Source organism: Streptomyces sp. NPDC047515 (genome assembly GCF_040643055.1).
Classification (GTDB): domain Bacteria; phylum Actinomycetota; class Actinomycetes; order Streptomycetales; family Streptomycetaceae; genus Streptomyces.
Genome location: NZ_JBEYTM010000020.1, coordinates 1 through 14,383, shown reverse-complemented (window position 1 = coordinate 14,383; position 14,383 = coordinate 1). Strand labels below are relative to the sequence as shown.

Below are 14,383 nucleotides of genomic sequence, written 5' to 3'. Positions count from 1 at the left end.
CGGGGCGGCAGCCGCGCGGGTCGGCCTCCGAGGCGGCGGCCGATGTGTGGCGTGGTGTCGGTACGTCGGGAGGGTCGACGGCTCATCGCTGCCGCAACGCGAACCACAGCTCCGTTCGTACGTCCATGTCGTCCAGGTCCGCGTCCAGCAGCGCCGCGCAGCGGGCGATGCGCTGGCGGACCGTGTTGCGGTGGACCTGGAGGGCGGTGGCCGTGCGGTCCCAGCTGCCGTGCAGGCTCAGCCAGCAGCGCAGGGTCTCGGCCAGGGGATCGGTGAGCGGGGCGAGCAGGGCGCGGGCGTGGGCCTCCGCCTGGTCGGGCGGGATCAGGGCGGCCAGGCCGGCTCCGGCGCCGGTGTGGTGGTGGGCCAGCGGGGTGCGGGTGGCCACGGCGCGGCCCAGGGCGCGGGTCGCCTGGCCGTCGGCGAGGTCGAGTGCCGTGATGGGCGCGGCAGAGGAGGCGCCGAGCGTCCAGCCGGGCTGCGGGGTGATCCGGTCACCACCGGGGACCAGCACCCTGACGGCGTCGCGGCCCCGGCCCGCGTCGACCAGGGCCGAGCCGAGGGCGGCGCCCAGCGCGCCGGCGGTGAGCGGGTCGACCGGGCCGTCGCCGCTGCGGCGCGCGTGCACCACCGTCCACTGCTCGGCGCCGCCGAGCAGCGGCGCGACGTCCTGCGGGTCCGCGCCCAGCAGCATCCGTACGAGGGCGGCCGAGCGGCCGGCCGCGTCGGCGCCCTGGTGCGGGGCGGTCAGCAGGGAGAGCAGGACGACCGCGACCCCGGCGATGGTGTGGTCGCCCGCCTCGCGCCGGTCCGTCGCCAGCGCCAGAACGAGGCCCTGGCCGCCGCCCAGCGCGTACGCGGACAGGTGCGCCTCCCGCACGGTGTCGGTCGCGGACGTCGGGGCGGGGCGCGTCACGGTGGAGACCACCCGGGTGAGCCGGGTCAGCGCCGCCCCGATGTCGGGGGCCGGGCGGCGGCCCGCCACGTGCAGCTCCTCGCCGTCGGCGGAGAGCAGCACCGCCCGGCCCTCCAGCTGGGCCGCCAGCTGGTGCAGCACCGCGGGGATCGGGTCCGGCCTGGCCGCCGCCGTGGCCAGGGCCTGCTGGGCCCGGGTCACCCGGCGCAGCTCGCGGTGCCGGGCCTCGGCCATCAGCCGCCACACCGCCCGCGCGATCGCCGTGAACGGGACCTCGGGCGGCACCTCCACCAGCGGCAGCCCATGCCGGTCGCACGCCTCGATCAGCGCCTGCGGCACCGTGTCGAACACCGGCGTCACCCCGAAACCGAGCGCCGCCGCCCCCGCCTCCACCAGCCGGGCCACATAGGCGTCCGGGTCCTTGAGCAGCACCCCGGCGCTGAGCAGCAGCTCACCGCCGAGCAGATACGGGTACGGGTCGGCCATCTCCGAGGTGTGCACCCACAGCAGATCCGCCTCGGCCGGACCCGCGATCCGGTGCAGCCCGAGCTCCTCACGGGCGAGCAGCTCCGTGAGCGGGATCGGGGGCGTGGGGGGAGCGGAAAGGGGAGGGGGACTGGGCGGGGCGACCCCGGCCGAGGTTTCCGGCATGGACGGTCCATCCATCGAGGATTTCAATTATGGATGAAACGTACACTTCAGCGTCGCTTGCGGGCCACCTACCGTCTTCACCACATACGACGAGCGCACATGACTGAAACGGAGGAAGCCCATGGCTGTCGACTACGCGGTGATCATCGTCTATCTGGCCGGCATGCTCGCCATGGGCTGGTGGGGCATGCGCCGCGCCAAGTCCAAGAGCGAATTCCTGGTGGCCGGGCGCCGCCTCGGCCCCTGGATGTACTCCGGCACGATGGCCGCCATCGTTCTCGGCGGCGCCTCCACCATCGGCGGCGTCGGCCTCGGCTACCAGTACGGGCTCTCCGGCGCCTGGATGGTCTTCACCATCGGCCTCGGACTGCTGGCCCTCTCCGTCTTCTTCTCGGCGCGCATCGCCCGGCTGAAGGTCTACACCGTCTCCGAGATGCTCGACCTGCGCTACGGCGGCCGGGCCGGGCTCATCTCCGGTGTCGTCATGTGGGCGTACACGCTGATGCTCGCGGTCACCTCGACCATCGCGTACGCGACCATCTTCGACGTGCTGTTCGACATGAACCGGACCGTCGCGATCATCCTCGGCGGCGCCATCGTCGTCGCGTACTCGACGCTCGGCGGCATGTGGTCGATCACGCTCACCGACATGGTGCAGTTCGTCGTCAAGACCATCGGTGTGCTGCTGCTCCTGCTCCCCATCGCGGTGATCAAGGCGGGTGGCTTCAGCGAGATGAAGGCCAAGCTGCCCACCGAGTACTTCGACCCGCTGGGCATCGGCGGCGAGACGATCTTCACCTACGTGCTGATCTACACCTTCGGCATGCTGATCGGTCAGGACATCTGGCAGCGGGTGTTCACCGCGAAGAGCGACCGGACGGCCCGCTGGGGCGGCACCGTCGCCGGTACGTACTGTCTGGTGTACGCGATCGCCGGCGCCGTCATCGGCACCGCCGCCAAGGTCATGTACCCGAAGCTGCCCAGCGCGGACGCCGCGTTCGCCACCATCGTCAAGGACGAACTGCCCGTCGGTGTACGGGGGCTGGTCCTGGCCGCCGCGCTGGCCGCGGTGATGTCCACCTCCTCCGGTGCGCTGATCGCCTGCGCCACCGTCGCCAACAACGACATCTGGTCCCGACTGCGGGGCGTGGTGTCGCGGGGCGGCGGCGAGGAGCACGACGAGGTGAAGGGCAACCGGGTCTTCATCCTCATCATGGGTGTCGCCGTCATCGCCATCGCCATCGCGCTCAACAACGTGGTCGAAGCCCTGACCGTCGCGTACAACCTCCTCGTCGGCGGCCTGCTGGTGCCGATCCTCGGCGGACTGCTGTGGCGCCGCGGAACCGCGGCGGGCGCGCTGGCCGCGGTGTCGGTCGGTGGCGTCGCCGTGATCGGCCTGATGGCGACGTACGGAATCCTCGCCAACGAACCCGTCTACTACGGTCTGCTGGCCTCGCTCGCGGTGTATGTGATCGTCTCCCTGGCGACGAAGCCCACCGACGCGGCCGTACTGGCCGTCTGGCGCGAGCGGCTGGCGGGGCGGGCGGACCAGGACGGTCCGGCGGCCGAGAAGACCGCCGTGGGGACCCCGCACTCCACCGCGTCCACCACATTCGAATAACGTACGAACGCTCACAAAGCGCCGCACCACCTCCGCGTCACCCGCATCGCAACCAGAAAGGCACCCGCCATGAGCAGCAACGAAACGCCGCGCGGTCCCGTCGACTCCTCCCGCGTCCCGCGGTACGCCGGACCCGCGACCTTCGCCCGGCTGCCCCGCCTCGACGAGGTCGGCACCGCCGATGTCGCCGTCGTCGGCGTGCCCTTCGACACGGGTGTCTCCTACCGCCCCGGTGCCCGCTTCGGCGGCAACGCGATCCGTGAGGCGTCGCGCCTCCTGCGTCCGTACAACCCGGCGCAGGACGCCTCGCCGTTCGCCCTCGCGCAGGTCGCCGACGCCGGTGACATCGCCGCGAACCCGTTCAACATCAACGAGGCCGTCGAGACGATCGAGGCCGCGGCCGACGATCTCCTCGCGACCGGCGCCCGTCTGATGACGCTCGGCGGTGACCACACCATCGCGCTGCCGCTGCTGCGTTCCGTCGCGAAGAAGCACGGCCCCGTCGCCCTGCTCCACTTCGACGCCCACCTCGACACCTGGGACACGTACTTCGGCGCCGAGTACACCCATGGCACCCCGTTCCGCCGGGCCGTCGAGGAGGGCATCCTCGACACCTCCGCGCTCTCCCACGTCGGAACCCGCGGCCCGCTCTACGGCAAGCAGGACCTGGACGACGACGCGAAGATGGGCTTCGGCATCGTCACCTCCGCCGACGTCATGCGGCGCGGAGTCGACGAGGTCGCCGACCAGCTCCGTCAGCGCATCGGTGACCGGCCGCTCTACATCTCCATCGACATCGACGTCCTGGACCCGGCGCACGCCCCCGGCACCGGCACCCCCGAGGCCGGCGGCCTGACCTCCCGCGAGCTGCTCGAAATCGTCCGCGGTCTGTCCTCCTGCAACCTGGTCTCCGCCGACCTGGTCGAGGTCGCCCCCGCGTACGACCACGCCGAGATCACCTCCGTCGCCGCCTCCCACACGGCGTACGAGCTGACGACGGTCATGTCCCGCCAGATCGCAGAGGCCCGTACGAAGTGAGCCACGACCACCACGACGAGCGGCCGCCGCTCACCCCCGAGCAGATCGCGGCCGCCCTGAACCCCCCGGCCGGACGCAACGGCGGCGACCTCGTCGTCGAGACCCTCCAGGGCCTCGGCGCGACCACCGTCTTCGGCCTGCCCGGCCAGCACGCGCTCGGCATGTTCGACGCGCTGCGCCGCTCGGCCCTGACCTACATCGGCCTGCGGGTCGAGAACAACGCGGGCTTCGCCGCCGACGCCTACGGCCGGATCACCGGCGAGGTCGCCCCGTTGCTGCTCTCCACCGGGCCCGGGGCGCTCACCTCCCTCGCCGCGCTCCAGGAGGCAGCGGCCGCGTCCGCCCCCGTGCTGGCCATCTCCAGCCAGATCCCGACCGCGGGCCTGGGTGGTGGCCGCCACGGCTACCTGCACGAACTGAGGGACCAGAAGGCGTCGTTCCGCGATGTCGTGAAGTCGGTCCACACCGTCCGTACGGCCTCCCAGATCCCCTCGGCGATCGCGGCCGCCTGGGAGTCCGCGCTGACCGCGCCGCACGGTCCGGTCTGGGTCGAGATCCCGCAGGACGTACTCCTCGCCGAGACCACGCTGCCCGTCGTCACGGCGATGGACGCCACCCCGCGCGCCCTGCATGCCCGTCCCGAACTGACCGCCGTCGCGGCCGACCTGCTGTCGAAGGCGGAACGTCCGGCGATCATCGCGGGCGGCGGAGTCGTACGCTCCGACGCGTCCGGCAAGCTGCTCGCGCTCGCGGAGAAGATCGACGCACCCGTCGTCACCACCTTCGGCGGCAAGGGCGCCTTCCCGTGGGAGCACCCGCTCTCGCTCCAGTCCTGGCTGGAGGACCGCCACACGACGGACTTCCTGGAATCCGCCGACGTGCTGCTGGTCGTCGGCTCCGGACTCGGTGAACTCTCCTCGAACTACCACACGTTCGCCCCGCGCGGCCGGGTCGTCCAGATCGAGGCCGACGCCGGGAAGCTGGAGTCCAACCACCCCGCGCTCGGCATCCACGCCGACGCCCGCGAGGCCCTGTCCGACCTCCTCGACGCGGTCGACCGCCGCGAGGACCCGTCGGCGCCGGACCGGGTCCGCACGGTCCTCGAAGCGGTACGCGACCGGATCGCCGGCCAGGAACTCACCCTGGAACAGCAGCTCATCGCCTCGGTCCGCCAGGCGCTGCCCGACGCGTCCCCCAGCTTCTGGGACATGACGATCCTGGCCTACTGGGCCTGGTCCGCCTTCGACGCCCGCCACCCGAACACGATGCACTCGGCCCAGGGCGCGGGCGGCCTGGGCTACGGCTTCCCCGCCGCCCTCGGCGCGGCGGCGGCCGACCGTACGAGGCCGGTCCTGGCGGTCTCCGGCGACGGCGGCGCGATGTACTCGATCGCGGAGCTGGCCACGGCCCGCCAGTACGACCTGCCGGTCACCTGGCTGATCGTCGACGACGGCGGCTACGGCATCCTGCGCGAGTACATGACGGGCGCCTTCGGCGAGGCCACGGCGACGGAACTCGCCCGCCCCGACTTCGTCGCCCTCGCCGAGTCCTTCGGCGTCCCGGCGGTCCGCACGACCCCCGAGACGCTCGCCGCCGACCTGGCGAAGTCCTTCGCTCAGCCGGGCCCTTCGGTGGTCGTGCTCCCGGCACTGCTGAGGATGTTCGAGCCGACGCATCTGTGACCGCGCCGGGCCCCGTGCGTCAGGTCATCAGACGGCCGTGCACGGGTGCGTACTCGGCCATCTGCTGATGGAAGCCCTTGGTGAACTCCCCCTTCTCTCCTTCCCCGAGAGCGGCGGGGAGTTGGCCGTTGGCCGGTACGAAGTCCGCTATGGCGCAAAGCAGTTCGCCGGCGGCCTTTCCGCGGTCCGCCCCCTTCCGCCGGGCCGCCATCAAGTAATGGGCCCGCCTTGCTCAGCGGGCCTCCGAGCGTCAAATCCTGGCCAATTGGACCGTGTTCCCTACAACTTTCCGGTCCGTCGGGAGTCATCTGTACGGGCGTGCCGGGGGCGCGCCCGTACAGATGACTCAGGGGACGGAAGCCTCATGACTGGATCCCACATAACCCGCCGTGCACGGGGCGCGCTGTCCGTCGCGCTCGCGGCGGGCGTGCTCGTACCCGTGGCGCTCGGCGCCGCGCCCGCCGCCGCCGCGACGCCGACGGTGAGCTGCACGTCCGGCAAGGCGGGGCTGGCAGCCAAGCTGTCGAAGGACATCACCGCCGCGCTCAAGGGGCGGAAGTCGACGACGGCCGTGGCCCTCTACGACCGGACCACCAAGACGAACTGTTCCCTGCGGGCGACGACGAAGTACGACTCGGCCAGTGTCGTGAAGGCGACCGTGCTGGCGACGCTGCTCTGGGACAACAAGAAGCACAACCGCTATCTCACCCAGCGCGAGATCAACCTCACCACCGCCATGATCACCAAGTCCGACAACAACGCGACCACCAGTCTGTGGAAGCAGCTCGGGGTGACCAAGGTCAAGGCGTTCCTGAAGGCCGCCGGGATGACGCACACCGTGCCCGGCTCCGGTGGCTACTGGGGGCTGACCCAGATCACCGCCCAGGACGAGCAGCGGCTGCTGACCCTGCTGACCGCGAAGAACTCCGTGCTGAGCGACAACGCGCGCTCCTATGAGCTGGGCCTGATGCGCAAGGTCGTCTCCTCGCAGCGCTGGGGCACGCCCGCCGGTGCGCCGTCCGGCGTGACCGTCCAGGTCAAGAACGGCTGGCTGCCGCGCGCCACCCACGGCTGGCGGGTCCACAGCATCGGCGCGTTCACGGGCAAGGGGCACGACTACGCGATCACCGTGCTCACCCAGGACAACAAGACGATGAACGACGGCATCAACACCATCCAGGCCGTCGCTCGCGCCGTGCACAAAGACCTCAACCCGGCCGTCGCCACCAAGTCCACCGTCGCCCCGCCCGCCGCCCCGCAGGAGGCGGTGCCCGCGGTGCCGGAGGCACCGGCCGTACGGATGCTCACCGCGACGCCGCAGTCGTAGCGGGGCAGCGGGCCGAGGCCGGCCGGTGCAGCTTCTTCTGGCACCGGCCGGCCGCCCACCGTCTGAGCAGCCGGTCGTATGCCGGTCGTAGGCAGGACGTCGCACCGGCCTACGACCAAGGGCCCGTCTTTTGTAACAGCGGGATGAAATCCGCTGCCCACGGCGTTGGTGCCTTCCGGTAGAGCAGGTCGAGCGGGGAGGTACCGGTGACGGACGCAGGGCACGAGGAGGGCGCGGCGCAGGCCTCGGGCTGGGCCCGGCGGCTGATCGGCTACGCATGGCGCTACCGGCGCAATGTGCTGCTGGCGCTCGGCTCGTCGCTGGCCGGCATGGCGGTGATGGCGATCGTCCCGCTGATCACCAAGGTGATCATCGACGATGTCGTCGTCGACCACACGCGTTCCCTCGCCGTCTGGACCGGACTCCTCGTAGTCGCCGCCGTGCTGGTGTACATATCCACGTACATCCGCCGCTACTACGGCGGCCGGCTCGCCCTCGACGTGCAGCACGACCTCCGTACCGAGATGTACGGGACGATCACCCGCCTCGACGGCAAGCGGCAGGACGAGCTGTCCACCGGACAGGTCGTCGGGCGCGCCACCAGCGACCTCCAGCTGATCCAGGGACTTCTGTTCATGCTCCCGATGACCATCGGGAACGTGCTGCTCTTCCTCATCTCCTTGGTGATCATGGCGTGGCTCTCGCCCCTGCTCACTCTGGTCGCGATCGCCGTCGCCCCCGCCCTCTGGTACATCGCCCGCCGTTCCCGCGCCCGGCTCTTCCCCGCCACGTGGTACGCCCAGGGGCAGGCCGCCGCCGTCGCCGGAGTCGTCGACGGGGCCGTCTCCGGGGTCCGGGTCGTCAAGGGCTTCGGGCAGGAGGACCAGGAGACCGGCAAACTGCGCGAGGTCGGCCGCAAGCTGTTCGCCGGACGGCTGCGGACGATCCGGCTGAACTCCCGCTACACCCCGGCGCTCCAGGCCGTCCCCGCGCTCGGCCAGGTCGCGATGCTGGCCCTCGGTGGCTGGCTCGCCACCCGGGGCGAGATCACCCTCGGCACGTTCGTCGCCTTCTCCACCTACCTCGCCCAGCTCGTCGGCCCGGTCCGGATGCTCGCCATGGTCCTCACCGTCGGACAGCAGGCCCGCGCCGGCGTCGAGCGCGTACTGGAGGTGATCGACACCGAGCCGACCATCAAGGACGGCACCAAGGAACTCCCGGCCGACGCCCCCGCGAGCGTCGAGTTCGACGACGTACGGTTCGGCTACGCCGAGGACCGCCCCGTCCTCGACGGGTTCTCGCTGACCGTCGAGCCCGGTGAGACCGTTGCCGTCGTCGGCGCGTCCGGCAGCGGCAAGTCCACCGTCTCGCTGCTGCTGCCCCGCTTCTACGACGTGACGCACGGCGCCGTCCTGGTCGCCGGCCACGACGTCCGCGAGCTGACCCAGCAGTCCTTGCGCGCCGCCATCGGCCTCGTGCCGGAGGACAGCTTCCTGTTCTCCGACACCGTCCGCGCCAACATCGCCTACGGATTCCCGGACGCCACGCAGGAACAGATCGAGCAGGCGGCCCGCGCCGCCCAGGCCGACCGGTTCATCGCGGACCTGCCCGAGGGCTACGACACCACGGTCGGCGAGCACGGACTCACCCTCTCCGGCGGCCAGCGCCAGCGCGTCGCGCTCGCCCGCGCCATCCTCACCGACCCCCGGCTGCTCCTCCTCGACGACGCCACCTCCGCCGTCGACGCCCGTGTCGAGCACGAGATCCACGAGGCGCTGCGCCAGGTGATGGCCGGGCGGACGACCCTGCTGATCGCGCACCGCCGCTCCACCCTCGGTCTCGCCGACCGGATCGCCGTGCTGGACCACGGCAGGCTCGCCGACATCGGTACGCACGAAGAGCTGGAGCGCCGCTGCGCGCTCTACCGGCGGCTGCTCACCGACCCGGACGAGCTCGGCGGCACCTCGCCCGGACATCACCCGTTGACCGCCGCCGTCGACACCACCCCCGAGGACGACCGCGCGCTCCAGGAGGAGCTGGACGCCGAGTTCGACGCCGAGCGCGGCATCAGCCCCCACCTGTGGGTCCGCAAGGACGAGCCGCGCGATGTCGGGGCGGCCGGCATGCCCGCGACCCCCGAGCTGCTCGCCCAGGTCGAGGCCCTGCCACCGGCCACCGACACACCCGACATCGACGAGGCGAGGGCCGTCCGCGCCGAGGAGTCGTACGGACTGCGCAGGCTGCTGCGCGGCTTCGGGCTGCCGCTCCTGGCGAGCCTGGCCCTGGTGGCGGTGGACGCGGGCGGCGGACTCCTGCTGCCCGTACTGATCCGGCACGGCATCGACCAGGGTGTCTCCCAGCTGGCCCTCGGTGCCGTCTGGGCGGCCTCCGCGCTGGCCCTGGTGGTCGTGCTCGTGCAGTGGGCGGCCCAGATCGGCGAGACCCGGATGGCGGGCCGCACCGGCGAGCGGGTGCTGTACTCACTGCGGCTGAAGATCTTCGCTCAGCTCCAGCGGCTCGGCCTGGACTACTACGAGCGCGAGCTGACCGGACGCATCATGACCCGGATGACGACGGACGTGGACGCGCTGTCGACGTTCCTGCAGACCGGTCTGGTCACCGCCTTCGTCTCCGTCGTCACCTTCTTCGGCATCATGGTCGCTCTGCTGGTCCTCGACGTGTCGCTGGCCCTCGTCGTCTTCGCCACGCTGCCGGCGCTGATCGTCGGCACCTTCTTCTTCCGCCGCAAGAGCGTCAAGGCGTACGAGCTGGCCCGCGAACGCATCAGTGTCGTCAACGCCGACCTCCAGGAGTCCGTCTCCGGACTGCGGATCGTGCAGGCGTTCCGCCGCGAGCGCGACGGCGCGGACCGGTTCGCGGAGCGCAGCGACCACTACCGCCGGGCCAGGGTCCGCGGCCAGTGGCTGATATCGGTCTACTTCCCGTTCGTGCAGCTGCTGTCGTCGGTGGCCGCGGCCGCCGTCCTGATCGTCGGCGCGGGCCGGGTCGACCACGGCACGCTCACCACCGGTGCGCTGGTGGCGTACCTCCTCTACATCGACCTGTTCTTCGCCCCGGTGCAGCAGCTCTCCCAGGTCTTCGACGGCTACCAGCAGGCCACCGTCTCCCTCGGCCGCATCCAGGAACTGCTGCGCGAGCCGACCTCCACCGACGAGGCGGACGAACCGCTGGACGTGCTGTCGCTGCGCGGCGAGATCGCCTTCGAGGACGTGACCTTCGCCTACGGCTCGGGTGACGACGCCGAAGAGGCCCTGATCGGGGTCGACCTGCGGATACCGGCCGGCCAGACGGTCGCGTTCGTCGGCGAGACGGGCGCCGGGAAGTCCACCCTCGTCAAGCTCGTCGCCCGGTTCTACGACCCGACGGGCGGCCGGGTCACGGCGGACGGCACCGATCTGCGCCGGCTCGACCTCACCGCGTACCGGCACCGGCTCGGAGTCGTGCCGCAGGAGGCGTACCTCTTCGCCGGTACGGTCCGCGACGCCATCGCGTACGGGCGGCCCGAGGCCACCGACGCGCAGGTGGAGGCGGCGGCGCGGGGGGTGGGCGCCCACGACATGATCGCCACCCTGGACGGCGGGTATCTGCACGAGGTCGCCGAGCGGGGCCGCAACCTCTCGGCCGGTCAGCGTCAGCTGATCGCCCTCGCCCGCGCCGAACTCGTCGACCCGGACGTCCTGCTGCTCGACGAGGCGACCGCCTCCCTCGACCTGGCCAGCGAGGCCCTGGTCAACCAGGCGACCCACCGTTCCCCAAGCTCTCAACTCCGTTCGAGCAGGGGAGGCCCCATTTCCGGCCGCCCCACCACCCTCATCGTCGCCCACCGCCTGACCACGGCCGCCCGCGCCGACCGGGTCGTGGTGATGGACCACGGCCGGGTCGTCGAGGACGGCACGCACGACGAACTCCTCGCCAGGGAAGGGCACTACGCCGTGCTGTGGCGCACGTTCATCGGGGAGGACGAGCCCGCCGGGGTGTGAGCGCCGGGCCCGCCCCCGGTGTCACTTGCCGATACCGGAGATCTTGCCGGTCCGCAGGTCCGACCGCACGGTCAGATACGTGTACCTGGGGTGCCTGCCCTTGCTCCAGGTGAGCCGCACCTTCGACCACGTGTGGCCCGCCCCGCTGTCGCCCGGGGTGACCCGGAGGGCGAGCGGGGTGTTCTGGGCGCGGAGCACACCGTCCGCGTGGTTGCGCTTCTCCCAGGTGTTCAGCTGGGTGCGCAGGTGGGGCGTCAGGTAGAACGACCTCAGGGCGGTGGCGAGTCTGCCGCCGCCCTCCGCCGTGACGGCATCGACGTAGGCACCGTAGAAGTGGGCCACCTGCTGGTAGGCCGGGGTTCCGGCGTCGCTGCGCACCGGCGCCGAGGCCACCGGTGCCTGCGGGGCCGACGCGGCGGCCGGGACCACGGCGACGACGGAGAGGAGTGCGGTGGCGAGCAACGTCCTTCCGACGACGCGCCGGCCGCGGGGGCCTTGTGTGCGGGGGAGTTGGAGCATGGCAGTTCCTGCCTTTCGTATGGCTCTGCCTGGTTGGAGCCATGCTGTGGCGATTCGGTTGCCCGGGAGGCGGAGCACGCCGGATGCAACCTTCGGATGGCCTCCTGCGTCGTACGCATGTGTGTGTATGTACCGAGCAAGGGTGCAAATGTTCGATTAGCTGATGGGGCTGCTGGTGATCAGAAGGACCGGAGGGGCCGGAAAGGTCGCGGGGGCCGGAGCGCTCGATGCGACCGGTGCGGCTGATGTGGTCGATACCGGCGTCGCGGTCGGAGCGGTCGGCAGACGCGGACGCGGCATCGGGCGCCGGATGCTCGTGTACTTGTTCGTCCTGCCGCTGGTGACCGCCGGTCTGCTGCTCACCGGCACCGCGACGAGCAGCGCCCAGGCCGCGACGGCCTGCGCCGGGCGCCTCGCGAAGGCGGTCCCGTTCAAGACCGGCGAGCTGCGCGTCTACAAGAGCCGCTCCTACGCCTGCGCCGTCGCGGTCGCCAAGAAGCCGGGCCCGCGCCGCAAGATGTCCGTGACGATCCAGCCGCGCGGCGGCAGCCCCGTCGTCGACAGCGGCACGTACACCAGGCAGGCCGGCCCGGTGACGGTCCACGCGCTGAACCGGTGCGTCCGGGCCTCGGCCACGATCTCGGGGAAGTCCGGTTCCACGGGCTGGATTCTCTGCTGACGGAGGTCGGGCCGACGGCGGCGGCCGGAGCGGTCGCCGAGGACCGACGGCCCCCTCCGTCGGCCCGTCCCGTGGCGGCCCGCCCTCCGTCGGCCCGTCCGGCGGCGGACGGAGCGGCCGACGAGGACCGACGGCCCGGCGGCGATCGCGACGGCGCAGGCGGCCGTGGCTTTCCCCGGCATCTTCCCTCTGGCATTTTTCCCATGACAACAGGGTCTGGCGGCGACGGTGTTGCCCCGCTAGGTTCACGACGAATGTTGTGAATCATGGGGAGGGTGCATGCGCAAGGCGCTCAGAGGGTTCCTGTCGCTCGCGGTGCTCATCGGCACGGTGAGTGCGACGGGTGCCTCGGCCGGGGCGGCCACCGCCGCGGAACCGACCGCGTTCCGGAGCACGGCCGTCGGCGACAACGGCACGAGCACGGACATCAAGGACCGCATCCTGGCCATCCCGGGAATGAGTCTCATCGAGGAGAAGCCGTACGCGGGTTACCGCTACTTCGTCCTCAACTACACCCAGCCGATCGACCACCGGCACCCGTCCAAGGGCACCTTCCAGCAGCGCATCACCCTGCTGCACAAGGACACGTCCCGCCCGACGGTCTTCTACACCAGTGGCTACAACGTCTCCACCAACCCCAGCCGCTCCGAGCCGACCCGGATCGTCGACGGCAACCAGGTCTCCCTGGAGTATCGGTTCTTCACCCCGTCCCGCCCGGCGCCCGCCGACTGGTCCAAGCTCGACATCTGGCAGGCCGCCAGCGACCAGCACCGCGTCTTCACCGCGCTGAAGCAGATCTACACCAAGAACTGGCTGACCACCGGCGGCTCCAAGGGCGGCATGACCGCCACGTACTTCGAGCGCTTCTACCCCGAGGACATGGACGGCGTCGTCGCGTACGTCGCGCCCAACGACGTGGTCGACAAGGAGGATTCGGCATACGACCGGTTCTTCGAGAACGTCGGCACCAAGGAGTGCCGCGACAAGCTGAACGGGGTGCAGCGCGAGGCGCTGGTCCGCCGCGGGCCGCTGGAGAAGAAGTACCAGGAGTACGCCGCCGCGAACAGCTACACCTTCGACACCGTCGGCTCGCTCGACCGGGCCTACGAGGCCGTCGTCATGGACTACGTCTGGGCGTACTGGCAGTACAGCCTGCTGTCCGACTGCGACACCATCCCCGCCGACGCCAAGAACGCTTCCGACCAGGCGATCTGGGACTCGATCGACTCGATCTCCGGATTCTCCGCCTACGCCGACCAGGGCCTGGAGAAGTACACCCCGTACTACTACCAGGCGGGCACCCAGCTCGGTTCGCCGGACATCAAGCAGCCGTGGCTCGGCAAGCTGAGCCGGTACGGGTACCAGCCGCCGCGCAACTACGTGCCGCGCTCCATCCCGATGAAGTTCCAGCCGTCGGTGATGCGTGACGTCGACAACTGGGTGAAGCACCACGCCGACCACATGCTGTACGTGTACGGGCAGAACGACCCGTGGGGCGCGGAGCGCTTCCGGCTCGGAGCGGGCGCCCGTGACAGCTATGTCATGACCGTGGCGGGCGGCAACCACGGCTCCAACGTGGCAGGGCTCGACGCGGACGACAAGGCGACGGCCACCGCCGCCATTCTGCGCTGGGCGGGCGTCGCACCGGCCGCCGTGCGGGAGGACCCGGCGAAGGCGAAGCCGCTCGCGAAGTTCGACGCGCGGCTCGACAAGCGGGATGTGACGAGCGAGCGCAGGCTGCGTCCGTAAGCGGTCCTCGTGAGGCCGTCCGCCCGAACGCGGTCTTCATGAGGCAGTCCGCGCAGGGAGGGAAGGGGCTGTGCATGGAGCACAGCCCCTTCCCGGTTGCCAGGGCCTAGTGTCCTGCGCCGAGAATTCGTTGAATAAGTAGACTGCTTCCATGGCGAAGATGGGGCGGCCGATGGCCGAGCTGGTGTTGTCTGAGGAGG

At 71.1% G+C, this 14,383-nt stretch carries 10 protein-coding genes; 7 read left to right on the top strand and 3 right to left on the bottom strand.

Annotated elements, in window-relative coordinates:
- Positions 1-82: 82 nt before the first annotated feature.
- On the bottom strand, positions 83-1,567 hold the full coding sequence (locus ABZ826_RS18390) for a PucR family transcriptional regulator (protein ID WP_361448769.1): 1,485 nt from the start codon (positions 1,565-1,567) through the stop codon (positions 83-85).
- A gap of 121 nt (positions 1,568-1,688) precedes the next feature.
- On the opposite strand from ABZ826_RS18390, the gene ABZ826_RS18385 reads away from it, so the two are divergent.
- The 3 genes from ABZ826_RS18385 to ABZ826_RS18375 all read left to right on the top strand — a co-directional run bounded on the left by ABZ826_RS18385 (position 1,689) and on the right by ABZ826_RS18375 (position 5,908).
- The gene (locus ABZ826_RS18385; RefSeq protein WP_361448766.1) at positions 1,689-3,188 is read left to right on the top strand and encodes a sodium:solute symporter; all 1,500 of its coding nucleotides are present in this window, start codon (positions 1,689-1,691) and stop codon (positions 3,186-3,188) included.
- Between the two features lie 69 nt (positions 3,189-3,257).
- The gene (speB, locus tag ABZ826_RS18380; RefSeq protein ID WP_361448763.1) at positions 3,258-4,226 is read left to right on the top strand and encodes an agmatinase; all 969 of its coding nucleotides are present in this window, start codon (positions 3,258-3,260) and stop codon (positions 4,224-4,226) included.
- Positions 4,223-5,908 (top strand): thiamine pyrophosphate-binding protein, encoded by a 1,686-nt coding sequence (locus ABZ826_RS18375; RefSeq protein WP_361448760.1) that lies wholly within the window; start codon positions 4,223-4,225, stop codon positions 5,906-5,908. The genes speB and ABZ826_RS18375 overlap by 4 nt, the downstream gene beginning before the upstream one ends.
- Before the next feature lie 19 nt (positions 5,909-5,927).
- Here ABZ826_RS18375 and ABZ826_RS18370 read toward each other — a convergent pair whose 3' ends face one another.
- Positions 5,928-6,119, bottom strand: coding sequence for a hypothetical protein (locus tag ABZ826_RS18370; RefSeq protein ID WP_361448757.1), 192 nt, complete (start codon positions 6,117-6,119; stop codon positions 5,928-5,930).
- Between the two features lie 153 nt (positions 6,120-6,272).
- On the opposite strand from ABZ826_RS18370, the gene ABZ826_RS18365 reads away from it, so the two are divergent.
- Positions 6,273-7,235, top strand: coding sequence for a serine hydrolase (locus ABZ826_RS18365; RefSeq protein WP_361448754.1), 963 nt, complete (start codon positions 6,273-6,275; stop codon positions 7,233-7,235).
- 206 nt (positions 7,236-7,441) lie between these two features.
- Positions 7,442-11,236 (top strand): ABC transporter ATP-binding protein, encoded by a 3,795-nt coding sequence (locus ABZ826_RS18360; RefSeq protein WP_361448751.1) that lies wholly within the window; start codon positions 7,442-7,444, stop codon positions 11,234-11,236.
- A 21-nt stretch (positions 11,237-11,257) separates the two neighbouring features.
- Here the strand turns inward: ABZ826_RS18360 and ABZ826_RS18355 are convergent, their stop codons facing one another.
- Positions 11,258-11,755 (bottom strand): hypothetical protein, encoded by a 498-nt coding sequence (locus ABZ826_RS18355; RefSeq protein WP_361448748.1) that lies wholly within the window; start codon positions 11,753-11,755, stop codon positions 11,258-11,260.
- A gap of 310 nt (positions 11,756-12,065) precedes the next feature.
- On the opposite strand from ABZ826_RS18355, the gene ABZ826_RS18350 reads away from it, so the two are divergent.
- Together ABZ826_RS18350 and ABZ826_RS18345 are read left to right on the top strand one after the other, a co-directional pair.
- On the top strand, positions 12,066-12,434 hold the full coding sequence (locus ABZ826_RS18350) for a hypothetical protein (RefSeq protein ID WP_361449067.1): 369 nt from the start codon (positions 12,066-12,068) through the stop codon (positions 12,432-12,434).
- Positions 12,435-12,713: 279 nt separating this feature from the next.
- Positions 12,714-14,183, top strand: a complete 1,470-nt coding sequence (locus ABZ826_RS18345; RefSeq protein WP_361448745.1) for a S28 family serine protease — start codon at positions 12,714-12,716, stop codon at positions 14,181-14,183.
- Positions 14,184-14,383 lie beyond the last annotated feature (200 nt).

What these genes read in the sequence shown, in the direction of transcription:
- ABZ826_RS18390 (WP_361448769.1), bottom strand. Translation starts at nt 1,567, where the DNA reads ATGCCGGAAACCTCGGCCGGGGTCGCCCCGCCCAGTCCCCCTCCCCTT.
- ABZ826_RS18385 (WP_361448766.1), top strand. Translation starts at nt 1,689, where the DNA reads ATGGCTGTCGACTACGCGGTGATCATCGTCTATCTGGCCGGCATGCTC.
- speB (WP_361448763.1), top strand. Translation starts at nt 3,258, where the DNA reads ATGAGCAGCAACGAAACGCCGCGCGGTCCCGTCGACTCCTCCCGCGTC.
- ABZ826_RS18370 (WP_361448757.1), bottom strand. Translation starts at nt 6,119, where the DNA reads ATGGCGGCCCGGCGGAAGGGGGCGGACCGCGGAAAGGCCGCCGGCGAA.
- ABZ826_RS18365 (WP_361448754.1), top strand. Translation starts at nt 6,273, where the DNA reads ATGACTGGATCCCACATAACCCGCCGTGCACGGGGCGCGCTGTCCGTC.
- ABZ826_RS18355 (WP_361448748.1), bottom strand. Translation starts at nt 11,755, where the DNA reads ATGCTCCAACTCCCCCGCACACAAGGCCCCCGCGGCCGGCGCGTCGTC.
- ABZ826_RS18350 (WP_361449067.1), top strand. Translation starts at nt 12,066, where the DNA reads ATGCTCGTGTACTTGTTCGTCCTGCCGCTGGTGACCGCCGGTCTGCTG.
- ABZ826_RS18345 (WP_361448745.1), top strand. Translation starts at nt 12,714, where the DNA reads ATGCGCAAGGCGCTCAGAGGGTTCCTGTCGCTCGCGGTGCTCATCGGC.